Source organism: Kineococcus aridisoli, from assembly GCF_050871885.1.
GTDB lineage: Bacteria > Actinomycetota > Actinomycetes > Actinomycetales > Kineococcaceae > Kineococcus.
Window position 1 is genome coordinate 36,721 of the sequence record NZ_JBJLSF010000013.1, and the last position, 24,346, is coordinate 61,066.

At 75.7% G+C, this 24,346-nt stretch carries 24 protein-coding genes; 14 read left to right on the forward strand and 10 right to left on the reverse strand.

Annotated elements, in window-relative coordinates; translation table 11 throughout:
* Positions 1-125: 125 nt before the first annotated feature.
* The 5 genes from ACRYM2_RS05865 (at position 126) to manD (ending at position 5,325) form a co-directional block, all read left to right on the forward strand.
* The gene (locus ACRYM2_RS05865; RefSeq protein WP_432520612.1) at positions 126-878 is read left to right on the forward strand and encodes a FadR/GntR family transcriptional regulator; all 753 of its coding nucleotides are present in this window, start codon (positions 126-128) and stop codon (positions 876-878) included.
* Positions 879-965: 87 nt separating this feature from the next.
* On the forward strand, positions 966-2,261 hold the full coding sequence (locus ACRYM2_RS05870; protein ID WP_432520614.1) for an ABC transporter substrate-binding protein: 1,296 nt from the start codon (positions 966-968) through the stop codon (positions 2,259-2,261).
* Positions 2,261-3,211: a carbohydrate ABC transporter permease gene (locus ACRYM2_RS05875; RefSeq protein WP_432520615.1), complete on the forward strand. Its 951-nt coding sequence runs from the start codon at positions 2,261-2,263 to the stop codon at positions 3,209-3,211. The genes ACRYM2_RS05870 and ACRYM2_RS05875 overlap by 1 nt, the downstream gene beginning before the upstream one ends.
* 38 nt (positions 3,212-3,249) lie before the next feature.
* Complete coding sequence (locus ACRYM2_RS05880) at positions 3,250-4,074, forward strand: carbohydrate ABC transporter permease (protein ID WP_432520661.1); 825 nt, start codon at positions 3,250-3,252, stop codon at positions 4,072-4,074.
* 30 nt (positions 4,075-4,104) lie between these two features.
* Entirely contained in the window at positions 4,105-5,325 is a 1,221-nt protein-coding gene (manD, locus tag ACRYM2_RS05885) for a D-mannonate dehydratase ManD (protein WP_432520617.1), read from the forward strand.
* Positions 5,326-5,350: 25 nt separating this feature from the next.
* Here the strand turns inward: manD and ACRYM2_RS05890 are convergent, their stop codons facing one another.
* A complete protein-coding gene (locus tag ACRYM2_RS05890) occupies positions 5,351-6,631 on the reverse strand; it encodes an ATP-binding protein (RefSeq protein ID WP_432520619.1) in 1,281 nt (426 codons plus the stop codon).
* A gap of 98 nt (positions 6,632-6,729) precedes the next feature.
* Between ACRYM2_RS05890 and ACRYM2_RS05895 the strand changes: the two genes are divergently transcribed.
* A complete protein-coding gene (locus tag ACRYM2_RS05895) occupies positions 6,730-8,124 on the forward strand; it encodes an ADP-ribosylglycohydrolase family protein (RefSeq protein WP_432520621.1) in 1,395 nt (464 codons plus the stop codon).
* A 17-nt stretch (positions 8,125-8,141) separates the two neighbouring features.
* On the opposite strand, the gene ACRYM2_RS05900 is transcribed toward ACRYM2_RS05895, so the two are convergent.
* From ACRYM2_RS05900 to ACRYM2_RS05910, 3 genes are all read right to left on the reverse strand, one after another.
* Positions 8,142-9,017 (reverse strand): hypothetical protein, encoded by an 876-nt coding sequence (locus tag ACRYM2_RS05900; RefSeq protein WP_432520622.1) that lies wholly within the window; start codon positions 9,015-9,017, stop codon positions 8,142-8,144.
* Positions 9,018-9,095: 78 nt separating this feature from the next.
* Positions 9,096-9,929 carry an ABC transporter permease gene (locus ACRYM2_RS05905; RefSeq protein ID WP_432520624.1) on the reverse strand — a complete coding sequence of 278 codons (834 nt, stop codon included), beginning with the start codon at positions 9,927-9,929 and terminating at the stop codon, positions 9,096-9,098.
* Positions 9,926-10,642 carry an ABC transporter ATP-binding protein gene (locus ACRYM2_RS05910; RefSeq protein ID WP_432520625.1) on the reverse strand — a complete coding sequence of 239 codons (717 nt, stop codon included), beginning with the start codon at positions 10,640-10,642 and terminating at the stop codon, positions 9,926-9,928. The genes ACRYM2_RS05905 and ACRYM2_RS05910 overlap by 4 nt, the downstream gene beginning before the upstream one ends.
* Positions 10,643-10,844: 202 nt before the next feature.
* Here ACRYM2_RS05910 and ACRYM2_RS05915 point away from each other — a divergent pair, with 202 nt between their 5' ends.
* The 5 genes from ACRYM2_RS05915 to ACRYM2_RS05935 all read left to right on the forward strand — a co-directional run bounded on the left by ACRYM2_RS05915 (position 10,845) and on the right by ACRYM2_RS05935 (position 16,937).
* Complete coding sequence (locus ACRYM2_RS05915) at positions 10,845-11,975, forward strand: sensor histidine kinase (protein ID WP_432520626.1); 1,131 nt, start codon at positions 10,845-10,847, stop codon at positions 11,973-11,975.
* Positions 11,972-12,628, forward strand: coding sequence for a response regulator (locus ACRYM2_RS05920; protein WP_432520628.1), 657 nt, complete (start codon positions 11,972-11,974; stop codon positions 12,626-12,628). Before ACRYM2_RS05915 ends, ACRYM2_RS05920 begins: the two co-directional genes overlap by 4 nt.
* Before the next feature lie 105 nt (positions 12,629-12,733).
* A complete protein-coding gene (locus tag ACRYM2_RS05925) occupies positions 12,734-14,044 on the forward strand; it encodes a four-carbon acid sugar kinase family protein (protein ID WP_432520630.1) in 1,311 nt (436 codons plus the stop codon).
* Complete coding sequence (gene pdxA, locus ACRYM2_RS05930; protein WP_432520631.1) at positions 14,041-15,093, forward strand: 4-hydroxythreonine-4-phosphate dehydrogenase PdxA; 1,053 nt, start codon at positions 14,041-14,043, stop codon at positions 15,091-15,093. Before ACRYM2_RS05925 ends, pdxA begins: the two co-directional genes overlap by 4 nt.
* A gap of 167 nt (positions 15,094-15,260) precedes the next feature.
* Positions 15,261-16,937, forward strand: coding sequence for an amidase (locus tag ACRYM2_RS05935; RefSeq protein ID WP_432520632.1), 1,677 nt, complete (start codon positions 15,261-15,263; stop codon positions 16,935-16,937).
* Here ACRYM2_RS05935 and ACRYM2_RS05940 read toward each other — a convergent pair.
* Complete coding sequence (locus ACRYM2_RS05940; protein ID WP_432520662.1) at positions 16,888-17,355, reverse strand: very short patch repair endonuclease; 468 nt, start codon at positions 17,353-17,355, stop codon at positions 16,888-16,890. The genes ACRYM2_RS05935 and ACRYM2_RS05940 overlap by 50 nt on opposite strands.
* 76 nt (positions 17,356-17,431) lie before the next feature.
* Positions 17,432-17,620, reverse strand: a complete 189-nt coding sequence (locus tag ACRYM2_RS05945) for a hypothetical protein (RefSeq protein WP_432520633.1) — start codon at positions 17,618-17,620, stop codon at positions 17,432-17,434.
* A gap of 83 nt (positions 17,621-17,703) precedes the next feature.
* Here ACRYM2_RS05945 and ACRYM2_RS05950 point away from each other — a divergent pair, with 83 nt between their 5' ends.
* Complete coding sequence (locus ACRYM2_RS05950) at positions 17,704-18,771, forward strand: HNH endonuclease (RefSeq protein WP_432520634.1); 1,068 nt, start codon at positions 17,704-17,706, stop codon at positions 18,769-18,771.
* A gap of 28 nt (positions 18,772-18,799) precedes the next feature.
* Here ACRYM2_RS05950 and ACRYM2_RS05955 read toward each other — a convergent pair whose 3' ends face one another.
* Positions 18,800-20,596, reverse strand: a complete 1,797-nt coding sequence (locus ACRYM2_RS05955) for an exonuclease domain-containing protein (RefSeq protein ID WP_432520636.1) — start codon at positions 20,594-20,596, stop codon at positions 18,800-18,802.
* A 199-nt stretch (positions 20,597-20,795) separates the two neighbouring features.
* Between ACRYM2_RS05955 and ACRYM2_RS05960 the strand changes: the two genes are divergently transcribed.
* Entirely contained in the window at positions 20,796-21,563 is a 768-nt protein-coding gene (locus ACRYM2_RS05960) for a nuclease-related domain-containing protein (protein ID WP_432520637.1), read from the forward strand.
* A gap of 5 nt (positions 21,564-21,568) precedes the next feature.
* Here the strand turns inward: ACRYM2_RS05960 and ACRYM2_RS05965 are convergent, their stop codons facing one another.
* The 3 genes from ACRYM2_RS05965 to ACRYM2_RS05975 are packed head-to-tail and all read right to left on the reverse strand — an operon-like array spanning position 21,569 to position 23,899.
* The gene (locus ACRYM2_RS05965) at positions 21,569-22,438 is read right to left on the reverse strand and encodes a fumarylacetoacetate hydrolase family protein (RefSeq protein ID WP_432520639.1); all 870 of its coding nucleotides are present in this window, start codon (positions 22,436-22,438) and stop codon (positions 21,569-21,571) included.
* The gene (locus ACRYM2_RS05970) at positions 22,435-23,418 is read right to left on the reverse strand and encodes a C-terminal binding protein (RefSeq protein ID WP_432520641.1); all 984 of its coding nucleotides are present in this window, start codon (positions 23,416-23,418) and stop codon (positions 22,435-22,437) included. Before ACRYM2_RS05970 ends, ACRYM2_RS05965 begins: the two co-directional genes overlap by 4 nt.
* 55 nt (positions 23,419-23,473) lie before the next feature.
* Positions 23,474-23,899 carry a nitroreductase family deazaflavin-dependent oxidoreductase gene (locus tag ACRYM2_RS05975; protein WP_432520642.1) on the reverse strand — a complete coding sequence of 142 codons (426 nt, stop codon included), beginning with the start codon at positions 23,897-23,899 and terminating at the stop codon, positions 23,474-23,476.
* A gap of 50 nt (positions 23,900-23,949) precedes the next feature.
* Between ACRYM2_RS05975 and ACRYM2_RS05980 the strand changes: the two genes are divergently transcribed.
* Positions 23,950-24,306, forward strand: a complete 357-nt coding sequence (locus ACRYM2_RS05980; RefSeq protein ID WP_432520643.1) for a cupin domain-containing protein — start codon at positions 23,950-23,952, stop codon at positions 24,304-24,306.
* Positions 24,307-24,346 lie beyond the last annotated feature (40 nt).

Consider the following 24,346-nt stretch of genomic DNA (forward strand, 5'->3'; position numbering starts at 1 on the left):
GACAAGGAGGAGGAGCGGGCTGAGGACCTGTTACCGGAACGGAGCAGTCGGGCACCTCCCGGCCGAGCGCGCCGGCCGGGGTGCACCGGTTCGCGGAGGGAGGGCGGCGTCCTACGCTGGCGCCCATGCCTCACGCTCCGGTCTCCCCGCACCGAGGCCTCCTCACCGAGCGCATCGCCCGCGAGCTGGAGCACGAGATCCGCACCGGCGCGCTCGCGGTGGGCGACAAGCTGCCCTCGGAGCGGGAGCTGGCGATCCGCTTCGCGGCGAGCCGCGGGGTGGTGCGCGAGGTGCTGCGGCGGCTGGAGGCGCAGCACCTCATCGAGGTGGCGGCGGGGCGGGGGTCGTTCGTGAGCTCGCCGGGGCTGGCGGAGTCGCGGGGCTTCGACGCGGTGTACCGGGCGAGCCGGCCGACGGTGCGTCAGCTCATCCGGGCGCGGTTGCCGCTGGAGGTGGAGAGCGCGGGGCTCGCGGCGGAGCTGGCGAGCGAGGAGGACCTGGCGACGCTGGCGGCGGCGCACCAGGCGGTGCTGGACGCCCCGGACGCGGTGGCGATGGCGCGCGCGGACCTGGGCTTCCACGAGGCGATCGCGGTCACCAGCGGGAACCCCGTGCTGCGGATCATGCTGCTGTCGATCGGGCCGATGATGTTCGAGATGATGCTGCGCTCCAACTCCGACCCCTCGATCGCGGAGCCGGGGGTGCCGCATCACGCGGAGATCCTCGCCGCGATCACCGCGCACGACGTGGAGCTGGCGCGCGAGAACATGCGCGAGCACCTGACCCTGGGGCTGCGCACGTACGGGCCGGACCTGGACGAGCCGCTGGAGGTCATGGCCAACCGGCACCTGGAGCACCTGCTGCAGCACCCGTTCTGAGGGTTGACCACGTCGGCGGCGTCCCATTACGGTCCAACTGGTCCTACCAGTTGGACCAGTGGTCTCCGGCCTGACCCGAGGATGACGATGACGTCGACACCACCCGCGCTCACCCGGCGCGCCCTGCTGACCGCCACCGCGGGAGCGGGGACCACCGCGGCCCTCGCCGCGTGCAGCTCCGGCGGCGGCTCCGTCGGGCCGAACACCCCGCTGCGCATCGCCGCGGTGAACCACGTGTGGTCGCAGGCGATCGCCGAGCGGCTGCCCGAGTTCGAGGAGCTGTCCGGGCGGCGGGTCAGCATGCAGCTGCTCACCGCCGACCAGCTCGGCAGCAGCTACAACGTCAAGCTCAACGCCTCCGCCACGGACATCGACGTCATGATGGTCCGCCCCCTGCAGGACCAGCTCCTCTTCGCGCGCAACGGCTGGCTGACCGACCTCAGCGACCGCGTCGCCGACCCCGCCTTCGCCTGGGACGACGTCCAGGAGGCCGTGCGGGAGCGCTCCACCACCCGCGGGCGCGTCTACAGCGTCCCCGTCGTCACCGAGCGCCCCGCCCTCTACTACCGCAAGGACCTCGTCGACGGCCCGCCGCAGACCCTCGACGACCTGCTGGAGCAGGCGCTCGCGCTGACGGACGACGAGACGTTCGGCTTCGTGGGCCGCGGGCAGCGCGCCGGGGCGGTCAGCCAGTGGTCGAGCTTCCTGTTCTCCTTCGGCGGCGACTTCACCACCGACGACGGCGCCTCGGCCATCGGCAGCGAGGAGGCGCGCGCGGCCTACGCCTACTACGGCCGCCTGCTCCACGAGGCCGGCCCGCCCGGGGCGACGAACATGAGCCTAGAGCAGGCCATGCCGATCTTCGCCCAGGGCAAGGCCGCCTTCTACGTCGACGCCGACGCCATCTACACCAACTTCCTCGACCCGAGCATCTCCACCGTGATGGACACCGTCGGGTTCGCACCCTTCCCCGCCGGCCCGGCCGGCGCCGTCCCCTACAACGTCCCCTCCTGGGCGCTGGCGGTGAACGGCTTCTCCCGGCTGCAGGACGACGCCTGGGCCTTCCTGGAGTGGGCGGCCGGGCCCGAGCGGGTCGCCGAGGTCCAGTCCGCCGGCATCCCCGGCGCCCGGACGTCGGTCTGGGCCGACCCCGCCACCACCGCCGCGTTCCCTGCGGAGCTGGCCGAGGCGATGCGGGTCAACACCGAGAACGGCACCGGCCACGACCGCCCCGAGGTCATCCAGGTCGGCCGGGCCCGCGACATCGTCGGCCGCCCCCTGGTCGCCGGGATCCTCGGCGAGGACGTCGGCCCGGTCGCCGCCGACGCCGACGCCGAGTTCGCCGACTTCCTCGTCCGCGACAACCGCCAGCAGGAGTTCTGATGTCGACGACCTCCCCGGACCTCACCTCCGACCGGATCGCCCTCGCCCCGCCGGGCAGGCGGCCGCGGACCTTCGAGCAGCAGAACCGGCGCCTGAAGTGGCTCATGCTCGGGCCCGCGCTCACCTTCGTCGGGTTGATGATCGTCTTCCCGCTGCTCTTCACGCTCAACCTCAGCCTCACCGACGCGTTCGGCGCGGTGAACTCCGGGCGCCGCTACCTCGGCCTGCAGAACTTCACCGACGCCCTCGGGGACACCCGCCGGTTCTGGCCCGCGCTGGGACGCACCGCGATCTTCACCATCGGCGCGGTCGTCCTCGAGACGGTCCTCGGCCTGGCCATCGCGATGCTCATGCGCAGGGCGTTCACCGGCGCCCGCATCGTCCGGACGATCCTCATGGTGCCGCTGCTGGCCACCCCGGTCGCGATCGGCATCCTCTGGCTGCTCATCCTCGACCCGACCAACGGCATCGCCAACCACCTGCTCGAAGGCGTCGGGCTGCCCCGCCAGGAGTTCCTCGGCTCGGTCTCGCAGTCCCTGGGCGTGCTGATGCTGCTCGACGTGTGGCAGTGGACGCCGATGATGACGATCCTGCTGCTCGCCGGGCTCTCGACCCTGCCGGAGGAGCCGGAGGAGGCCGCGCTCGTCGACGGCGCCAACGCCTGGCAGCGCTTCCGCTTCGTCGTGCTGCCGATGCTGTCGACGACGCTGTTCACCGCGCTGATCCTGCGGGCCGTCGACGCGCTGAAGACCTTCGACATCCTCTACGCCACCAAGGGCGCCGGCGGCGGCTCCGACTTCGAGGTCGAGACGCTCAACGTCTACGCCTACGGCCTCACTTTCGACTACCAGGAGTACGGCCTCGCCGCGGCCGTCCTCGTCCTGTTCACCCTCCTCATCATCGGCGTCGTCCTCGCCCTGCGCGCCCGCTCCGGAAGGACCAGCTCGTGAGCACCGCGACCGCCACCCGGCCCGCTCCCCGACCCGCCCTGCGCCCGGTGGTCCGGCGCTCTCCGTGGGGCGCGCTGCGCGCGATCGCCATCACGCTGGTCTGCCTCGTCATCGTCGCCCCCGTGGTGTGGATGATCGCGGCGGCGTTCAAGACGAACGTGCAGGTGACCGACCCGACCGTCGGCCTGGTCTTCTCCCCCACGCTGGACAACTTCCGCAACGTCCTCGCCGACGGCGCGATCCTGCGCTCGCTGGGCAACTCCGCGATCGTCGGGGTCGTCTCCACGGTGCTGGCCGCCGTCATCGCCGTGCCGGCGGCCTGGGCGGTGGGGCGCTTCGCCATGCAGCGCACCGGCTCCCTCGTCCTGGTGGCGCGCATCGTGCCGGCGATCTCGCTGCTCGTGCCCTGGTACTACCTCTTCGCCCAGGTGGGCCTGGTCGGCAGCTACACCGTCCTGGTGCTCAGCCACATGTTCGTCGCCGTGCCGCTCATCCTGTGGATCATGATCGGGTTCTTCGAGGGCCTGCCCGTGGAGCTGGAGGAGGCCGCCCGCACCGACGGGCTGTCCCCGTTCGGGGCGTTCCTGCGCATCGCCCTGCCGCTGGCCGCACCCGGCACGGCGACCGCGTCGCTGCTGGCGTTCATCGCGAGCTGGAACAACTTCATGTTCGCGCTCATCCTCTCCGACGAGGACACCCAGACGATGCCGGTGACGCTGTTCACCTTCATCTCCTACGCCAGCACCGACTGGGGCGGCCTCATGGCCGCCGCCACCCTCATGACCGTCCCCGTCCTGCTCGCCGCCGTCTTCGGCCAGAAGTACCTCGTCGCGGGACTGACCGCCGGCGCCACCAAGGGCTGAGGCCCGCAACCCCTCGACACCAGGAGAACCGTGAAGATCGTCGACGCCTCCGTCCTCGTCACCTGCCCCGGCCGCAACTTCGTCACCCTCAAGGTCACCACCGACGAGGGGATCACCGGCCTCGGTGACGCGACCCTCAACGGCCGCGAGCAGGCCGTCGTCGCCTACCTGCGCGAGCACGTCGTCCCGCTGCTGCTGGGCACCGACCCGCACCGCATCGAGGACACCTGGCAGTCGCTGTACCGGGGTGCGTACTGGCGGCGCGGCCCGGTGACGATGGCCGCGATCGCCGCCGTCGACGTCGCCCTGTGGGACATCAAGGCGAAGGTCGCGAACCTCCCCCTCTACCAGCTGCTCGGCGGCGCCTCCCGGGAACGCGTGCGCACCTACGGCCACGCCAACGGCCGCGACATCCCCGAGCTCCTTGACTCCGTGCGCGCCCGGCAGGCCGAGGGCTACCAGGCCATCCGCGTCCAGACCGGCGTTCCGGGGCTGCGGAAGGTGTACGGGGTCCACACCGGCGAGGCCATCGCTCACAACCCCACCCGCCTCGACCAGCGCGCCGTGCCCGTCGTCGAGGACTGGGACACCCCCGCCTACCTGCGCCACCTGCCGACCGTCCTGGAGGCGGTGCGCCACGAGTTCGGCCCCGAGCTGCCGCTGCTGCACGACGCCCACCACCGGCTCACCCCGCTGCAGGCCGCGAAGCTGGGCAAGGACGTCGAGCGCTACGACCTGTTCTGGCTGGAGGACTGCACCCCGGCCGAGAACCAGGAGGCGTTCCGCCTCGTCCGCCGGCACACCACCACGCCCCTCGCCGTGGGGGAGGTGTTCAACACCGTCTTCGACTACCAGACGCTGGTGAGCGAGCAGCTCATCGACTACGTCCGCTCCGCCGTCACCCACTTCGGCGGGATCTCCCCGCTGCGCAAGCTGTTCGACTTCGCCGCGCAGCACCAGGTCAAGAGCGCCATCCACGGCCCCGAGGACATCTCCCCCGTCGGCATGGCCGCCGCCGTCCACCTGGACCTGGCCGTGCACAACTTCGGCATCCAGGAGTACTCCGGGCACACCGCCCTCACCGACGAGGTCTTCCGGCACGCCTACATGTTCACCGACGGCCACCTGCACCCGGGCGAGGCGCCGGGCATCGGCGTGGAGTACGACGAGGAGCTCGCCGCGGCCCACCCCTACGACCCGGCGTACCTGCCGGTGAACCGGCTCGCGGACGGGACCGTGCACGACTGGTGAGGGAGGGCGCGCCGGGGCCGGGGGTTCACGGCCCCAGCAGCGCCGCCGGCACCACCGCGATCCCGTCGCGCCGCCGGTAGGCGTCCGTGCCCGCCGTGACGACCACCGCGTCGAGCACGTCGTCGCCGAGCGTCTCCCGCAACCAGTGCAGGTGCTTCACGTCCGCGTCGGTGACCGTGCCGGCGAGCTTGACCTCGAGGGCGAGCACCTTCCCGTCACCGCGTTCCACGACGAGGTCGACCTCGTGGTTGCCGCCGCGCAGCCGCAGGTGCCCGGTGCGGGCCTCGGCGGCCTGGGCGTGGACGCGGACGTCGAGGGTGACCAGCGACTCGAACAACTGCCCGAGCAGCGTCGCCTCCCGGCCGGCGCCGCGGGCCGGTGCCGCTCCGGCGAGCGCGTCGGCGTCGACCCCGAGCAGGCGGGCCGCGAAGGCCGGGTCGGCGAGGTGGTGCTTGGGGGCGGCCGCCAACCGGGTCAGGTGGTTGCGCGAGGGGGTCCAGGCCGGGACGGGATCGAGGAACCACAGGCGTTCCAGGACGTCGCGGTAGGCGGTGGTCGTGGTCTTCGCCGGCTTGTCCTGCTCCCCGGGGGTGGCCGCCTCGAGCAGGCGGTCGTAGGCGGTGGTGGTGGACTCGGCAGCGGCGTAGGCCGTCATCCAGCGCCGCAGCGGTGCCGGGTTGCGGACGGCACGGCCGAGGTCGGGGAAGTCGCGGTCGATGATGCGGTCGACGTACCCGTCGAGCTGGGCCCGGCGCAGTCGCGGCGGCAGCGAGCGGATCGCCGGGAGCCCGGAGCGGCAGATCTCCTCGGCGTACTCGTCGAGCCCGACGGCCGTCGTCCCGGCGACCGCAGGCCGTCGGCCGGACAGCAGACCCGCCAGGGAGACCGTGGGCCGCGCGACGCCGCGTTCGGCGAGGGTCATGGGCCGCATGCGCAGGCGCACGATCCGCCCGGCCCCGCTGTGCACACCGCTGTCCCGGGGGACGGCCGAACCGGCCAGCAGGAAGGAACCGGGGGCGGCGCCGGCGTCGACCGCGCGCCGGACGGCGTCCCAGGTGGAGGGGACGTGCTGCCACTCGTCGACGAGGACGGGCGTCGGCCCGCGCAGCGCCCGCCCGGGATCCGCGAGGACGAGGTCCCGCTGAGCGGGGTCGTCGAGCTGGACGACGGTGCGCGCGCGCTGCATCGCGGTCCGCGTCTTGCCCACGCCCTTCGCCCCCTCCAGGGCCACCGCGGCCAGGCCGGTCAGGTGCTCCTCGAGTTCGGCGTCGACGACGCGGGGAGAGTAGGGCGGCGCGCTCGGCACACCGCCACGCTACCTTTTGGCACACTCCTGCGCTACCGATCGGCACGATGCTGGGCTACCGTTCGACCTGAGCAGGGCACGTCGATCGAGGAGGCTCCGTGGACCGGCAGCACCGGGTGATGGGCGCCCTCGTGGGCTCCGCCGTCGGCGACGCGCTCGGCGCGCCGTTCGAGTTCGGTCCGCCGGGCGCCTTCAGCGCCCGCTTCCCCACCGCCGCCCGCGGGGTGGCCACCGAGATGTGCGGGGGCGGGACGCTGGGCTGGGAGCCCGGGGAGTTCACCGACGACACCCAGATGGCGCTGCTGGTCGCCCAGTCGCTGCTGGAGCGCGACGGCCTCGACGAGGCCGACGTGTTCGAGCGGTTCCGCCGGTGGGCGCAGGCCGGGCCGCCGGACATCGGGGTGCAGACGTCCGCGGTGCTGGGTTCCGGGCTGCCGTGGGACACCGCGGCGGCCGAGCACGTGCGCGCCGGGCACCGCGCCGCCGGCAACGGCTCGCTCATGCGCACCACCCCGGCGGCGATCTCCTTCGCCCGCGCCGGGCGGCGGGCGAGCATGGACGCCGCCCGGCGGATCAGCGCCCTCACCCACGGTGACCCGGCGGCCGGGGAGGGGTGCGCGCTCTTCCACGAGGTGCTGCGGGTGCTGCTGGAGGGCGGGAACGCCGACGAGGCCGTCGCCGCGGCGCTGCCGCTGGTGGCGGAAGAGCACCGGGCGAAGTGGGCGCAGGTGTGCGAGCCGGGCTGGCGGCCGCAGGACGCCACCGAGGCCAACGGCGCGGTGTGGCCGACGCTGGGATCGGCGCTGTGGGCGCTGCGGCACTCGACGACGTTCGAGGAGGCGCTGCGGCTGGTCGTCGACCTCGGCGGGGACACCGACACGCTCGCCTGCGTGACCGGTGCGCTCGCCGGTGCCCGCGCCGGGATCACCGGCATCCCGATCCGCTGGACGTCCGTGGTGCACGGGCGCATCCCCGGGTTCGGCGACCGGGTGTGGGAGCTGCGCGACCTGCAGCTGCTCGCCGCGCAGCTGGACGGGGCGCGTCACCTGCGCCTGCACGAGCCGGCCGCCACCCGCGGCCTGCCCGCCACGGAGGTCACCGACGGCGTGTGGGCGGCCGACCTCGACGGGGCCCGGCGCAGCGACCGCGACTTCGCCGTCGTCTCGCTGTGCCGCACCGGCGGCCGCTTCGGCCACGACGTGCAGCGCTTCGCCTACCTCACCGACGACGACAGCAACACCGAGCTCGTCACCGTCCTCGACGACGTGCTCGGCGACATCGCCGCGCTGCGCGCCGACGGCCGGCGGGTGCTCGTGCACTGCCACGCCGGCGCCTCCCGCACCGGGCTGGTGCTGCGGGCGTGGCTGGTGCGCGAGGAGGGGTTGTCGGCGCAGGAGGCGACGCAGCGGGTGGCGGCGGTGTGGCCGCACCTGAGCACGTGGAACGACACCTTCACGGCGGCGCTGGAGGAGCTCGCCCGGCCGGAGGTCTGACCCGCCTCCGCGAGCGCTCAGACCGGCACCAGCAGTTCCCGCGCCTCGTTCGTCAGCAGGTCCTCCGCCTCGCTCCACGGCACGACGTAGGTCCGGGTGCCGTGGCCACCGAGCTGGAAGTCCTGGAAGGAGAACGCGAGCCCGTCGGGGGTGGACTGCCAGGTCGCCCAGTTCCCCTGCTCGGGGGCGAGACCCTCGGGCACGGTGACGGGATCGCCCTGCGCGGCGGCGAGGTCCTCGACGACCGGCGCGAGGTGGGCGAAGGCGGCCGGCGGGTCGGCGAAGAGGAGGTCGAGGGTCACCGGGCGGCCGCTCCGCACGTCGACGACGGTGGAGGCGAGGGTGGTCGTGGGGTGGGCGGTCCCCTCGGTGGAGTCGACGACCTCCAGCAGCACCTGCACGGTGCGGCCGTCGTCGGTGGTGACGGTGCCCTGCCCGGTGATCGTGCGGGGCGGATCACCGTCCTGCACGGAGGCGCGGGCCCGCTCGAGGACGTCCTCGGCGGAGGCGAGCACCCGCCGGTTCACCTCGGCCGCCACCGGGGAGCCGGAGAAGCGGGGCACGACCACGTCCCAACTGAGGGAGCCGGCGGTGCCGGTGAGGCGGGCCTCCGTCCACGGCAGGACGCCGGGGTCGGTCTGCGCGTCCGGGAGCGCGGTCTCCGGGGAACCCGGCGTTGCGGGTGAGGCGGTCGAGGCGGGCAGCGAGACGGGCGCGGGCGGTGCGGCGGTGGCCACGGCCCCGGCAGGGGTAGGAGCCGTGGCCGGTGCCGCGGGGCTCGTGGCTTCGGGCGCGAGGGCGGGTTCGTCGGCCCCGCACGCGGTCAGGCCGGTGGTCAGGCAGGCGAGGGCGAGGAGCGCGGCGGCACGGGCGGGCACCACGGGAGCGGACACGGCGCGTTCCTCCATCGGCGACGGGATCGGCAGCCTACGGACCCGACCCCGTCCACGCCGGTGTTTTCCGGCGGGCCGTCACCCCCGCCGGGTCACCGCCTCCCGGTGCGCCGCCGCGAGCGCCACGACGGTGAAGACGGCGGCGCTGCCGAGCACCCACGCCACGTGCACGGCGAGCGGCTGCACGCTCAGCCCGGTCAGGCCCGCGATGTCGGCGTCGTCGGCGACGGCGTGCAGCACGACCTGCCCGAAGTGGTAGCTGGGCAGCCACCGCGCGACCTGCCCGACGACCTCGGGCAGCTCGGACAGCGGGACGAAGAACCCGGAGACGAAGGACAGCGGCAGGAACAGGACGTTGGTGACGACGACGGCCGTGCGGGGCCGGGTCAGGTAGGCGATCGCGAAACCCAGCGGGCTGAAGGCGAGGACCCCGGCGACGAGCAGGGCGCCGAGCAGGAGCCACCGCCCGGCGGGCAGGTCGACCGCTCCGACGAGACCGGCGAACAGGCACAGGGCGGTCACCATGAGCAGGCCGTGCACGAACCCGGCGCCGAGCTTGCCGAGCTGGTAGGCGCCGCTGGGGACGGGGGTGGCCGCCAGGGTCCGCAGCCAGCCGCGGCCGCGGTCCTTGGCGACGTCCTCGCCGAACACGACGATCCCCAGGGTGAGGGCGCCGTAGCAGCCGATCCCGGCGAGCACCACCACACCCGTGGGGGTGCCGCCGGGCAGCACGTCCCCGGCGTTGGGCAACCCGAAGACGGCGTAGAGGATCACCGGCAGCGTCATGCCGAGCACCGCGAACTCGGGGCGGCGCAGGCCGGCCCGGGTCTCGGTGAGGACGGCGAGGCGGGCGAAGCCGAGCCGGGAACCGGTGCGGCGGGCGGGCTGGGCGGGCAGGGCGGGAGCGGTCATCGCGGGTCTCCTGCGGGGGCGTCGGTGAGGGTCAGGTAGGCCGACTCGAGGTCGCCGCTCCCGGCCAGTTCCCCGGGTGCGGCGTCGGCGACGCACCGGCCGGCGGCGAGGACGACGACCCGGTCGGCGTGGTGAGCCGCCTCGGTGAGGTCGTGGGTGGCGAACAGGATCGTCGCCCCGGCGGCGGTCGCGGCGCGGGCCTGGGTCCAGAACGCGCGGCGGGCGAGGACGTCCATCGCGGCGGTCGGCTCGTCCAGCAGCAGCAGCTCGGGTTCCCCGACGAGGGCGAGGGCCAGCAGCAGCCGCTGCCGTTCCCCGCCGGACAGGGCCGTCACGGTGCGGGTGGCGCGGCTGGTCAGGCCGGTGCGTTCCAGCACGTCGGCCACGGGCAGGTGCCGGGGGTAGGCGTGCCCGACGAGGCGGACCAGCTCGCGCACCGTGACCTGCTCGGGCAGACCGGCGGACTGCAGCATCGCCCCGGTGCGGGCGCGGGCCGCGGCGGGTTCACCACCCAGGACCCGCACGCGGCCGGCCGTGGGCCGGACGAGGTCCAGCAGCAGTTCGAACGTGGTGCTCTTGCCGGCGCCGTTGGGTCCCAGCAGGGCGACGACCTCGCCCTGCCGGACCCGCAGGTCGAGCCCGTCGACGGCCCGCACGGTGCCGTAGGTCTTCACGACCCCGTCCATCTCGATGACGTCCACCTGGTCCTCCATCCCCTGCTCGTCCCCGGTCGTCCCCGGTCGTCCCCGGTCGTCCCCGGTCGTCCCCGGCCTCGCCGGTCGTCGCCGGTCGTCCCTGGCGGTGCTCAGGACGGTAGGGAGGGCGGGGGATCCGCCCGAAGTGCCGGAGGTCACCAGCTGCGCCCGTGACCTCCGGCAGGGGTGGGGCGGGCCCGCTCCCTCCTACGATCCCCCTGTGTTCTCCGGGGCCCAGGAACGCTCGACGGCGCTGACGGGGTACGTCGCGCTCGCGGCCGTGGGGGCGCTGGCCGCGGTGGGCGCCTGGGAGGGTCCCCCGGGCACCCGGGGCTGGTGGTGGCTGGCCTACGGGGTGTTCGTGCTCGCGTTCGTCGTCGACGACCTCGCCGGGACGGGGGTGCTCGGCGACCGCCCGCGCTGGGTGCCGACCCGTGCGCTGCTGGCCGTGGACGTCGCCGCCGCGCTGGTGGCGTGGTGGATCGCGCCGCAGGTGGGCTGGACGGCGATCCTCTTCGTCGTCACGGTGGTGCCGGCCGCGCTGAGCCTGCCGCCGGTGGCCACGGCCGTCCTCATCGCGGTGCAGAGCGCCGCCGTCGTCGCCGGGACGGCCCGGGCGGGCGGCGACGTCGACGAGGTCGTGGCCCTGGGCGCGCTCTACGGCGCGCTGCAGGTGTTCACCGCGATCGTCGTCGTGGCCGGCCGCCGGCAGGCCGAGCAGCGCGCCGCGCTGGCCGCGGCCCACGCCCAGGTGCGGGCCGCCTCGGCGCTGCTGGCCGCCTCCAGCCGCGACGCCGAGCGGCTGCGCATCTCCCGCGAGCTGCACGACGTCGTCGGCCACGGCCTGACCGCGCTGGCGCTGGAGCTGGAGGTCGCCGCCCACCGCGCGCAGGACCCGGCGCTCGAGCACGTCGAGCGGGCCCGCGGCATCGCCAAGGACCTGCTGGGGGACGTGCGCTCGGTCGTGGGGGACCTGCGCGGGGAGGTGCGGGGGCTGGAGAGCGCCCTGCGCGAGGTCGTCGGCCGCGCCCCCGGCCTGCAGGTGGTGCTCACCGTGCGCGAGGAGGTGCCGGTGGCCCCCGAGGCTGCGCTGGTCGTGGTGCGCGCCGCGCAGGAGCTGCTGACGAACACCCTGCGCCACGCCGGGGCGCACCGCTTCACCCTCGACGTGCTCGCCGACGCGGCCGGGGTGCGGCTGCGCGCGCACGACGACGGCCGCGGCAGCCGCCGCCTGCGGCCGGGCAACGGGCTGACGGGCCTGGCCGAACGGGTCGAGGACGCCGGCGGGAGCGTCCGCTTCAGCACCGCCCCGGGCGAGGGGTTCACCGCCGAGCTGGAGGTGCCGGCGTGAGCGGGCCGGTGCGGGTGGCCGTCGTGGACGACCAGACCCTGGTGCGCCAGGGGATCCTGCGGCTGCTCGCCCTCAGCGACGACGTGCGGGTCGTCGGGGAGGGCGAGGACGGCGACCAGGCGCTGGAGCTGGTGGCCCGCGGGGACGTCGACGTCCTGCTGCTGGACCTGCGGATGCCGCGGCGCGACGGCATCGCGACGCTGGAGGCGCTGCGCGAACGCGGGGAGACCGTGCCCGTCCTGGTGCTGACGACGTTCGACGACGACGAGCTGGTCCTGGCCGCGCTGCGCGCCGGGGCCCGCGGCTACCTGCTCAAGGACGTCACCCTGGAGCAGGTGCTGTCCGCGATCCGCACGCTCGCCGACGGCGGGAGCCTGCTGCAGCCGGCGCTGACCGACCGGCTGCTGCGCGCCGTCACGAACCGGCCGGCCGCACCGGCGGACCTGGGGGTCCCGGCGCCGCTGACCCCGCGCGAGCTGGACGTGCTGCGCCTGGCGGCCGCCGGGTGGTCGAACAAGGAGATCGCCGCCGCGCTGCACCTGGCGCCGGGGACGGTGAAGAACCACGTCACGGCGGTGCTGCTGAAGCTGGGCGTGCGCGACCGCACCCGGGCGGTGCTGCGGGCGCTGGAGCTGGGGCTGCTGGACGGGTGAACGGCGCGGTCCCCGGCGGTCCGGGCGGGGCCGCCGCGGAGCCTGCTTGCGCCTGCTGCGGGCGCGTGCTCCCCTGACGAGCGGGCGACGAGGCGGAGGGCGCGGGTGGGAAGCGGGAACGGCCACGGGCACGGGCACGAGGGCGCGTCCACCGCGCCGGTGCTGCTGCTGGCCGACGACCTGTCCGGTGCCGCCGAGGCAGCCCTCGCCCACGGCGGCCCCAGCACGCTGCTGCTCGACCCGGCCGCCCCCGCACCCGGCGCCGAGGTGCTCGTCGTGGACCTGGACTCCCGCAGCGGCCCGGCCGGGGCGGCCGCCGCGGGGCTGGCGGCCGCGCTGGAGCGGCACGCGCCCGGCCCCGGCGGGCAGCGGCGGCGGGTGGCGCTGAAGGTGGACTCCCTGCTGCGCGGGCACCTGGCCGCCGTCACCGCTGCCGCGCTGGCCACCGGGGCACCGGTCGTGCTGGCGCCCGCGCTGCCGGTGGCCGGGCGCACCGTGCGGGGCGGCGTCGTGCACGTGGACGGGACTCCGCTGCACCGCACCGGCGCCTGGCACGCCGAACTCACCGCGCCGCCGGTGTCGGTGGCCGCGGCGCTGGCTCCCGGGTCGAGCACCGCAGCGCCCGCCGTGCCGGCGGTCGTGCTCGGCCTGGACGCCGTCCGCTCCGGCGAGGCCGAGCTGACCGCGGCGATCGCGGCGGCCGCCGCGCAGCGGGCGGTGGCGGTCTGCGACGGGAGCGAGGACAGCGACCTGGACGCCGTCGTGCGGGCCGCCACCCCGCTCGGGGCGGTGCTCGTGGGGTCGGCGGGGGTGGTGGCCGCGCTGGGTCGCTCCCGCCCCGCGGGCCCGGCGCCGGTGCTGCCGCCGCGGACCGGGGAGCGCGACGTGCTCGTCGTCGTGGGCACCGCGGCGCCCGGTGCGCGCACGCAGGTCGCGCTGCTGCGGGGTGCGGGGGCGGTGGTCGCGGGGCTGGCCGAGGACAGCGACCCGGGGGCGGTCGCGGCGGCGCTGCGCAGCGGGTGCGGAGTGCTGACCCTGCCGCCCGGCGTCGTCGACCCGGCGCGCTCGCGGCCCCTGGTGAGCGCGCTCGCGGAGACCGTGCGGGCGGTCGTGGCCGCGCACCCGGCCGGGGTGGACCTCGTGCTCACCGGCGGGGAGACCGCCCGCCGCGTCCTCGACGCCCTCGGCGTGCGGTCGCTGGAACCCCTCGCGCAGGTGCACCACGGCGCCGTCGTCTCCCGCGCCCCGGACGGGCGGCTCGTCGCCACCCGGCCGGGCAGCTTCGGCGGGGCGGACTCGCTGCTCGCCCTCGCCCGCGCGCTCGGCGCCCTCCCCGAAACCACTCCCAGCAGCAGCGCCCCCACCGGCACGAGACCCCCCACGCCCTCGCAGGTACGACAGGAGATCCCCCGATGAGCACCACCACCAGCCCGACCGCTCCCGCGACCGGGAACCCCGCGGACCCGGGAACCCCGGTCATCGCGGTGACGATGGGCGACGGCGCGGGTGTCGGTCCCGAGGTGACCGTGGGCGCGCTGCTCGACGCCTCCGTGCGCGCCGAGTGCCGGCCCGTCGTCGTCGGCGATGCCGCCCGGTTGCGGCAGGCCGCGCGCGTCCTGGGCGCTGACGTGGACGTCGTCGCGGTGGATTCCGTGGCGGAGGCGACGTTCGCCCCCGGGCGCATCGACGTCGTCGACCTGGGGCTGCTGCCGGAGGACCTGCCGTGGGGGGAGGTCTCCCCCGTCGCCGGGGACGCCGCCTACCAGTACGTCCGGGTCGCGTGCGAGCTGGCGATGAGCGGTGCGGTGCAGGGGATCTGCACGGCACCGCTCAACAAGGCCGCGCTGCACGCGGGCGGTCACCTCTTCCCCGGGCACACCGAACTGCTCGCGCACTTCTGCGGCGTGGAGGAGGTGTCGATGATGCTGTCGACACCGCGGGTGAAGGTCATCCACGTCACCACCCACGTCGGCCTGCTCGACGCGGTCGAGCGCATCGAACCCGGCCTCGTGGAGCGCACCGTGCGCCGCGGGCACGAGGCGATGGTGCGTTCCGGGATCGAGGACCCCCGCATCGGCGTGTGCGCGATCAACCCGCACGCCGGGGAGAACGGCCTGTTCGGCCGCGGCGAGGAGGCCGAGAAGATCACCCCGGCCATCGAGGTGCTGCAGGCCGACGGCATCGACGCGCGCGGGCCGCTGCCCGCCGACACCGCGTTCTTCCTCGCCGGCCGCGGCGACTACGACCTCGTCGTGGCGATGTACCACGACCAGGGGCACGGGCCGGTGAAGGTGCTCGGCATCGAGGCCGGGGTGAACATCACCGTCGGCCTGCCGGTGATCCGCACCTCCGTCGACCACGGTACCGCCTTCGACATCGCCGGCACCGGCCGCGTCGACGTGCGCAGCATGGTGGAGGCGCTGCACCAGGCCGCGCAGCTGTCCCCGCGCCCCGGGGCGGCCTGACACCAGGTGCTCGGGACACCCGGAGGCTGGCCGCGCCGATCCGCACGGGTGCTGGCACGCTGACCCCGTCCGTCCCAGGCGTCACACAACCGTCACCTGCCCGAAGCACAGTCGACTCAGGGCGCACGTACGGTCCGGCGCGACAACCCAGCGTCCTCGGAGGTCCCGTGCCCGTCCCGTCCCGCGTCCGCCGCCGTTCCGCAGCCCTGCTGGCGGCGACCGCGCTCTGCCTCGCCCCGGCCGCCGCGCCGGCGAGCGCCACCACCCCGCACGACGAGCTGCCCCGCGTCGTCGGCCTCAGCGTCAGCGACCAGCTGGACCTGCTCGCGGCCGGGCAGACCTCCTCGGTGGACCTCGTGCAGGCCTACCTGGACCGCATCGCCGCCTACGACGACGCCTACGCCGACCAGCCCGGTCTGCACTCCGTCGTCACCGTGAGCCCGACGGCGCTGGAGAACGCGCGGCTGCTGGACGCCGAGCGCGCCGCCGGCATCACCCGCGGCCCGCTGCACGGGGTGCCGGTGCTCGTGAAGGACAACTACGCCACCTACGACATGCCGACGTCCGCGGGCAGCGTCGCGCTCGCCGACTACCAGACCGCCGAGGACTCCACCGCCGTGGAGCGACTGCGCGACGCCGGGGCGATCATCATCGGCAAGACGAACATGGCCGAGTTCGCCTGGCACGGCACCTTCACCCTCAGCTCCGTGCGCGGGGAGACCCGCAACCCCTACGACCAGGACGTCAGCGCCTCCGGCTCCAGCGGCGGCACGGGCGCCGCGATCGCCGCCGGTTTCGCCGGCGCCGGCCTCGGCACCGACTCCTGCGGGTCGATCATCGGGCCCAGCGCCCACCAGAGCCTCGTCGGCTACCGCCCCACGATGGGCCTGACGAGCGTGGCCGGGATCGTGCCGCTGTCGGTGCGCCAGGACGTCTCCGGCCCGATGACGACGACGGTGGAGGACGCCGCCCTGCTCGGCAGCGTCCTCGCCGGGGTGGACCCGGCGGACCCGCAGACCGCGATCGCCGCCGAGCAGGACCCCGCCACGTTCGTGCCCGGCCTCAGCGACACCGCGCTGCAGGGCAAGCGCATCGGCTACTTCCACTGGGACTACTCCGAGTCCACGCCCGAGGGCCCCCGCCCGGGCACCGAGGAGGTCACGGGCATCGTCGACCGGGCCGTCGCCGACCTCGCCGCCCAGGGCGCGGAGATCGTCGAGGTGCCGTTCACCCGCGAGTTCGTGCAGCAGCAGCTGGCCAGCGGCGGCTGGATCGACATGCGCTCCAGCGTCGACGCGTTCTTCGCCGCGACCAAGGCGCAGTGGCCCGAGGGGCTCGCCGAGCTGACCGCCCCCGCCGACCGGCTGACGTTCTCCGACGTCGCCGCCGACGGCCGCAGCTCGCTGGAGCAGGAGACCATCGACTCCTGGCTGGCACTGGCGGACGTGCCCAACCCCGACTACGACGCCGCCGTCGCCGCGCAGGAGGCCGGCAAGGAGGCGATGGACGCGTTCTTCGCCGAGCACGACCTCGACGCGCTCGCCATGCCGACCTCGGAGGCCCCGGCGAATGAGGAGTGGGCCGGCACGACGTTCTGCGACGTCGGCGCCAACACCGGGATCCCGACGATCTCGCTGCCCGCCGGGTTCACCGCCGCCGGGCTTCCCGTCGGGCTGGAGCTGGCCGCCCCCCGCTCCACGGACGCGACGCTGCTGGCGATGGCCTACGACTACGAGCAGGCCACCGGGCACCGCCTGGCCCCGGCCAGCACCCCGGAGCTGCCGCGCGACGGCGTCATCCCGAAGTCGGTGGTCGCCACCGGTCCGGTGCGCGAGGACGGCTGAGCCCCGCCCGGGGTGCGGCGGCGGGCAACCGGCTCGCCGCCGTGCCCCGGGCGTGCAGGACGCCGTGGACGCGGTCCGCGGCGGCGACCGCGTCCACGTGCTCCCACACCCGCAGCACGTACCAGCCGGCCGCGCCCAGCGTCGCGTCGGTGTCGCGGTCGCGCGCGGTGATGCTGCCCAGCTTCACCCGCCACCACGCGGCGTTGGCCTTCGGCCGGTGCACGTGCACCGGGCAGGAGTGCCAGAAGCAGCCGTCGACGAACACCGCCACCCGCGCGCCGCGGAAGACGAGGTCCGCGCGGCGGCGGCGGTTCGTGCCGGGCGGGGTGGTGTCCACGAGGTAGCGCAAGCCGCGGCGGTGCAGCTCGCGGCGCAGCGCGAGTTCCGGCGCGGTGTCGCGGCGGCCGGTGCGGCGCATGATCCCGGCGACGGCTGGGTTCGACGCCAGCGGTGCGGGGCCGGGCTCCTGCCAGGCGCTCACCGCGGCAGCACCCTCAGCGCTCCTGCGCCGCCTGCGGGTAGCGGTCGACGATCTGCTGCACCGCCAGGTGCGCCTCCCCCAGCCAGATGCGCGCGAAGTCCGCGGCGTCCAGGTCCCCCTCCTCGAGGGCGCGGCGCAGTTCCGCCTCCGCGCGCTCCACCTGCTCGCGGCGGGCCTTCAACACGAGCTTCCACGTCGGCATCCACGACCTCCTCGATCCGCGGCGCACTCTGCACGACACCTCCGACACGGGCACCACCGTCGCCTCCCGGCTACCGTCGGTGCGTGCCCGCGGTCGACGCCCTCGCCCTCGGTGCGCGCCTGGCGCAGCTGCTGGCCACGGGCCGGCGGGTGTCGACGTACAAGCTCGCGACGCTCAGCGCCCTGGTGCAGCACTGCCTGGAGAACCCCGTCGCCGAGGACGCCGCGGCGGACGTGCCGATCCCGGAACTGGCCGATCGCGTCGTCGAGGCCTACTGGCCGCAGGTGCGTGCGTTCGGCGAGATCGGTCTGCTGCGGCAGAACGAGCAGGCGGGGGCGGGCGTGCGGACGGTCGTCGACACGGTCCGCCACCTGCGCACGCTCGCGGAGCAGCGCGGGCTCGGCACGCCCGCGCAACTGCGCGCCGCGGAACCCGACCTCTGGCGGCGCACCCGGCGGGCGCTGGCCATCGTGCTCGCCCAGCAGCCGCTGTTCGCGCTGCAGCGCTCCGGTGGCCGGGCGCCGGGCACGGCGTTCCTCTACGACGACTCCTGGCTCAGCAAGAAGGTCACCGTCGCAGCCCTCGACGCGCACGCGTGGAGCATCGAGCTGCTGCCCGGGGTGTCCACGGCGCTGCGACGCCTCTCCCCGGTGCTGCAACCGGTGGTCCAGCAGTGGTGGGTCGACGACGTGCAGCGGATGAACCGGGCCGAGCTGGGCGTGCCGGACCTGCACGGGTTCCTCTTCGGCGCCGAGCGCACGGCCGTCGCCCGTCTCGCACCGGGTCTGCGGGAGTACCAGCGCGGGAAGTGCTTCTACTGCGCGCAGCGGCTGCCCGCGGACGTGCACGTGGACCACGTGCTGCCGTGGTCGCGGGTCGCGATCGACGGCGTGCGCAACCTCGTCGTCGCGGACCCGCGCTGCAACGGCGACAAGCTCGCCGCGCTGCCGGCGCTGGAGCACGTGCAGGCCGTGCTGGCCCGGCCCGAGGACGACCTCGCGCGGATCGCCGCGCCGCTGCGCTGGCCGGTGGAGAGCGAACGGGTGCGGGGCACCGCGCGCAGCCTGTACGCGAGCGCACCGGTGGGGACGCCGCTGTGGCGGCGGGCCGGGGTGTACGAGTTCCTCGGCACCGCCCCGCTGCCGTTCTGAGCGCCGCCGCGACCGCCGACCGGGCTCCTCAGCCCTCCACGGTCAGGCCGTGCCCGGTGAGCCAGCCGGCGAGGCCGAAGGCGTGGCCCTGCCCGCGGGCGCGGAAGCGCCAGCCCTCGCCGCGGCGGTAGAACTCCCCCAGCACGAGGACCTGCTCGACGGTCGCCGCGTCGAGGGTGGACTGCACGAGCACGGCGCCGTCGCCGGAGCGCAGGCGCAGCTCCACCGCGCCGACGTCGCCGAAGGTGACGCCGGCGGTGAGCGCGGCCGCGACGGCGACCCGGTCGACGGCGGGGGGCAGCCGGTCGAGGTCGAGGGCGACCTCGGACTCGCCGGTGACGCTGACGTCGACGCGCACGCTGCGGTCCGGGGCGACGGGGGCGTTCCAGAAGACGAGGTCCTCGTCGCCGGTGGCGCGGGAGCCCTCGTCCAGGCGCAGTGCGACGACGTCCACGGCGGCGGACCCGAACGCCCACTGCACGTCGAGCACCCACTGGCGCTGCTCCGGCGGCAGGTCCACGGCGCCGCCGCGCGGCAGCACGGCGGGTTCGGGGCGCTCCGCGACGGAGGACCCGGCGGCGTCGAGGCCGTCACCGATCAGGTCGGCGGGACGTTCCCACGTGCGCGGGTCCAGCAGCGGCAGCCGCAGTTCCCGGGTGCGCCTCCACCGGCTGTCGCGCTCGGCGCCGGGGAGCGCGACGACGTCGGTGGTGGTCATGGTGAGGTTCACCGCGGCGGCGCCACCGCGGGCGACGACCTCGGCGCGCGCGGCGGCGGCCTGCTCGTGGGTGCCGCCGAGGACGAGGACGCGGCGGCGCGCGAACGGCCCGGCCGCTGCCGGCGGGCGCGTCGCGGGCACCGGCGCGCTCTTCGGCACGCCCGGGGCGACGGCGGCCAGCAGCGCCTCGAAGACGTCCTCGTCGACCACGGGCACCTCGAGGGCGACGGCGTCGCGGGCCTTGCGCGAGGCGAGCGTGGGGTCGTTGCAGACCAGCAGCGCGGTCGTGCGGTTCACGCCGTTCTTCACGTCCAGGCCCGCGGCGATCGCTCGGTGCATGAGGTCCAGGCGGGAGGCGCGGGTGTCACCGGTGAGCACGACGCGGGCGCCCTGCACGAGCGGCGCACCCGGCACCCACGGCTGCGGCAGCCGCCACGGGCACTCCACCCGCGGGGCGCTGGCCGGCCACGAGGGCACCGGGCGGGGCACCGGGCGGGCGGCCGGGTCCCAGCGCTCGGGCACGCAGCGGGTCAGCGGCAGGTCGAGGTCGTAGTCGGCGGCGGTGCGCAGCTGGTGGCGCAGCACCTCCACGAGCACGCGGGTGTCGTCCTCGGCGTCGTGGGCGCGCAGCTGCTCGACCTCCCAGTGCGCGGCCAGCGAGGCGAGCTTGTAGTCCGGCACCGGCAGGTCCAGGCGCCGGGCCAGCGCGAGCGTGCACAGGCGGTGCTCGACGTCGAAGGGGTGCCCGGCGCGCTGCATCTCCACCGACAGGAAGCCCCAGTCGAAGGCGGCGTTGTGGGCGACGAGGACCCGGCCGGCCAGGTGCTCGGCGACCACCGGCGCGATCTCCGCGAACCGCGGGGCGCCCCGCAACCGGGCGGTGGTGATGCCGTGCACGTGCACCGGGCCGGGGTCGCGCTCGGGGTCCACCAGCGTCGACCACGTCGCCTCCACGGCACCGGAGGCGTCCAGCTGCGTGAGCGCGACCTGCACGACGCGGTCACCGCGCTGGGGGGAGAAACCCGTCGTCTCCACGTCCAGGACGGTGTAGCGGTGCGGGTAGCGCTGCGCGACGGCGGCGCGCAGGGCGGTGGACTCGACGGTCATGCGGGTGCTCCTCGGGCGGTCAGGGCTCCGACGATGGCACCCGCCTCGGACACGACCCCGCCCGGCCCGCCCCGGGACCGCTTCCGCTCACCCGCACGGCCCACCCCGCCACGCACCGTGCACCCGTCCGGGCGACACCGGCTGCGGGGGGCGGGCGCAGCTGCCGACAGAGGGGCGTGCAGCACCCGGGGAGCGCGTCGTGACCGTGGCCGGCGAGGGCGTGGCCGGCCAGGGCGTCGCCGGCGGGGGCGCGGCCGAGCAGGCCCGCCGCTCCGCCGACCGCGTCGCCGACCTGCGCCGGCAGCTGGCCGCCGCCGAGCAGCGCCAGCGGGCCTGGGAGGCCGGCGCCGAGGGCGAGCGCCTCGTCGCCGCCGAGCTGGACGCCCTCACCAGCGCCGGCTGGAGCGTGCTGCACGACGTGCGCTGGCCGGGCCGGCAGCGCGCCAACCTCGACCACGTCCTGATCGGGCCCGCCGGGGTCGTCGTCGTCGACAGCAAGAACTGGACCGGGCGGGTGTCCGTGCGGGACGGCGTGCTGCGCGCCGGCAGCCACCGCAAGGACCGGGAGGTCGAGGGGGTGGCGGCGGCGGCGGCCGCCGTCGCCGCGCTGCTGCCCCCCGAGGACCGGACCGCCGTGCGCGCGGTGCTGTGCCTGGTCCAGCAGGACCTCCCGGCGCAGACCTCGAGCGCGCAGGTCGTCGTCGTGGGCCGCGCGCGGGTGCAGCACCTCCTGCGCTCGCTGCCGCCGGCGCTCACCGCCGACCAGGTGCGGCGCACCACCGAGCGGCTGCGCCCGAACCTGGGAGCGCCGCCCGCGGCGCCGTCGCGCACCCGGTCCACCCCGGCGCGGCGCGGCGCCGGCCGGCGCACCTCCGCGGGGGACCGGCTGTTCCTGGCGCTGGTGCGGGTGGCGGCCCTGGCGTGCCTGGCGGTCGTCGTCCTGGCGTGGGCGTCGCCACCGGCCTGAGCCGGTCAGCGCCCCACGACCACCACCGGGTTCACCAGCTCCCCCACGCCCTCGACCGCGACGGTCACGACGTCCCCCGCCGCCAGCGTCAGGTCCGCCGGCGGCACCAGCCCGGTCCCGGTGAGCAGGACGACCCCGTGCGGGAACTCCAGCGCGCGCAGCAGCCAGTCCGCCAGCTCGGCGAACGTGCGCCGCATCGCCGCCGTCGAGGTGGACTCCTCGTACACCGCCCGCCCGGAGCGCTCGATCCGCAGGGAGATCCCCAGCGCCTCGGGAGCGGGCACCTCCCAGGCGGGGACGATCCCCGGCCCGAGCGCGCAGGAGCGGGTGTAGACCTTCGCCTGCGGCAGGTAGAGGGGGTTCTCGCCCTCGATGGAGCGGCTGCTCACGTCGTCGCCCGGCACGTAGCCGAACACCTCGCCGCGGCTGGTGAGCACCAGGCCCACCTCGGCCTCGGGCACGTCCCAGCCGGAGTCGGCGCGGATGCCGACGGGTTCGCCGTCGGGGACGACGCGCTCGGCGGTGGCCTTGAAGAACACCTCCGGGCGCTCGGCCTCGTGGACGAGGTCGTACAGGGAGGCCGCGCCGGCGGACTCCTCGACGCGGCCGTCGCGGCTGCGCCGGTAGGTGACGCCGGCGGCCCACACCTCCTGCCGGTCCACGGGCGCGAGGAGCCGGTCGCCGGCCGTCCCCACGTGAGCGGCCACGGACCCGGGCTCGGCCTCGCGCGCCGCGGCGACGACCGCCCTGGCCTCGTCGAGGGGCAGGGCGAGCAGTTCCGCCAGCGGCGGCAGGACCCGGTCGGGCACCCCGTCCTGGCGCACGACCCACACGGGCGGGCCCTGCGGCGGCTGCAGGTGGACGATCGTGCTCACGGTCGGCTCCCGTCGGGGCCACCGGCTCGGGCGGGGTCGGGTTCCTCGGACAGGACCGCGAGCAGGCGCTCGGCGGCGGAGGTGCGCAGCCGGCGGGCCGAGCCCGGGGACAGCCACGCCACGTGGGGGGTCACGAGCACCCGCGGGTCGCGCAGCAGCGGGTCGGCCGGGTCGGCGGGCTCGTCCCACCACACGTCCAGGCCCACCCCGGCCAGGGTGCCGTCCGCGAGCGCCCGCTCGAGGGCTGCGCGGTCGACGAGCCCGGCGCGGGCGGTGTTCACCAGGTACCCGCCGGGACGCATCCGCCCCAGCGCGGCGGCGTCGACGATGCCGCGGGTGGTGGCGGTCAGCGGGGCGTGCACGCTGACCGCGTCGCTGCGGGCGAACAGCTCCCCCACCTCCACGAGCTCCACCCCGGCCTGCGCGGCGACCTCGGCGGGGGCGTACGGGTCGCCGGCCAGGACGGTGGTGCCGAACGCCCGGCAGCGCCGGGCGACCTCCCGGGCGATCGCCCCGAACCCCAGCAGCCCGACCGTCGTGGCGGCGAGCTCGGCGGGGTCGCGCAGCGCACCGCGGCCGGGCCAGTCGCCGGCGGCCGTGGCCGCCGACCAGGCGGGCAGCCCGCGCAGCAGCGACAGCAGCAGCGCGACCGCGTGGTCGGCGACCTCGGCGGAGCCGTAGTCGGGCACGTTGCGGGCCACGATCCCCAGCTCCGCGGCGGCCTGCTCGTCGACGTTGTCCATGCCGACGCCGTAGCGGAACAGCGCCCGCACGCCGGTGCAGCGCGCGAGGACGTCCGCGGTCATCGGCGCGTACTGCACGAGCAGGCCCTGGGGGCGGTGCTCGCGGACGGCGGCGACGACCTCCTCCCCGGTGCGGCAGTCGGCGTGGACGACGGCGTACCCGGCGGGTTCGAGCACGGCCCGTTCCAGGTCGGCCGGTCCGGCGTCGTTGTCGGTGATGAGCACGGTGCGGTGCACGAGGCGATCCTGCCCACGCGGTGCCGCGAGCACCAGCCCGCCACCCCGCCCGTGCTCAGGAGCCCACGCGCTCCAGCACGACGACGGGGATCTCCCGCGAGGTCTTCTTCTGGTACTCGTCGTAGTCGGGCCACACCTCGGCCATCTCCGCCCACATCACCGGCTTCTCCTCCGGCGTCGCGACGCGGGCGCGGGCGCGGAAGCGGTCGCCCTTCACCTGCACCTCGACGTCCGGGTCGGCCTGCAGGTTGAGGAACCAGGCCGGCGGGGCGTCGGTGCCGCCCTTGGAGGCCACGACGAGGTACGCGCCCTCGTGCTCGCGGAAGATCAGCGCGTGCGAGCGCTGCTCACCGGACTTCCGGCCCTTGGTGAAGAGGATCAGGATCGTCGTCCCGTTGCGCCAGACGTAGCCGTCCTCGCCGTTCGTCTCCAGGTAGCGGGCGACGTGCGGGTCGCCGTGCAGGTCCATCGCAGTGCTCATGCGGCGACTCTAAGCCGCACCGGCGGCGGCACGCGCCCTAGGATCCGCCCGTGCAGCTCGAACCCGGACGCGTCCTGGACACCACGACCCTCGACGTGCCGGTGGAGGCGGTGCCCGCCGGGCAGGTCCTCGACGGGGCGCCGGCCACCGGCGCGGTCGAGCTCGGCGCCGTCGGCGGCGTCGAGCTCGGGGTGTGGGAGATGACCGCCGGCGGGATGCGCGACGTCGAGACCGACGAGGTGTTCGTCGTCGTGGCCGGCCGCGCCGAGGTCGTCGTCGAGGGCGAGGACGGCGACGGCCGGCCGCTGCGGCTGCTCCCCGGCACCGTCGGGCGCCTGCGCGCCGGCACGCGCACCCGGTGGACGGTCACCGAACCGCTGCGCAAGGTGTACCTGCTGGGGCGCTGACGCCCCGGGACGCCGACGCCCTCGGACGCCGGGGCCGGCC

What these genes read in the sequence shown, in the direction of transcription:
- ACRYM2_RS05865 (WP_432520612.1), top strand. Translation starts at nt 126, where the DNA reads ATGCCTCACGCTCCGGTCTCCCCGCACCGAGGCCTCCTCACCGAGCGC.
- ACRYM2_RS05870 (WP_432520614.1), top strand. Translation starts at nt 966, where the DNA reads ATGACGTCGACACCACCCGCGCTCACCCGGCGCGCCCTGCTGACCGCC.
- ACRYM2_RS05875 (WP_432520615.1), top strand. Translation starts at nt 2,261, where the DNA reads ATGTCGACGACCTCCCCGGACCTCACCTCCGACCGGATCGCCCTCGCC.
- ACRYM2_RS05905 (WP_432520624.1), bottom strand. Translation starts at nt 9,929, where the DNA reads ATGACCGCTCCCGCCCTGCCCGCCCAGCCCGCCCGCCGCACCGGTTCC.
- ACRYM2_RS05910 (WP_432520625.1), bottom strand. Translation starts at nt 10,642, where the DNA reads ATGGAGGACCAGGTGGACGTCATCGAGATGGACGGGGTCGTGAAGACC.
- pdxA (WP_432520631.1), top strand. Translation starts at nt 14,041, where the DNA reads ATGAGCACCACCACCAGCCCGACCGCTCCCGCGACCGGGAACCCCGCG.
- ACRYM2_RS05940 (WP_432520662.1), bottom strand. Translation starts at nt 17,355, where the DNA reads ATGCGCCGCACCGGCCGCCGCGACACCGCGCCGGAACTCGCGCTGCGC.
- ACRYM2_RS05945 (WP_432520633.1), bottom strand. Translation starts at nt 17,620, where the DNA reads ATGCCGACGTGGAAGCTCGTGTTGAAGGCCCGCCGCGAGCAGGTGGAG.
- ACRYM2_RS05955 (WP_432520636.1), bottom strand. Translation starts at nt 20,596, where the DNA reads ATGACCGTCGAGTCCACCGCCCTGCGCGCCGCCGTCGCGCAGCGCTAC.
- ACRYM2_RS05975 (WP_432520642.1), bottom strand. Translation starts at nt 23,899, where the DNA reads ATGAGCACTGCGATGGACCTGCACGGCGACCCGCACGTCGCCCGCTAC.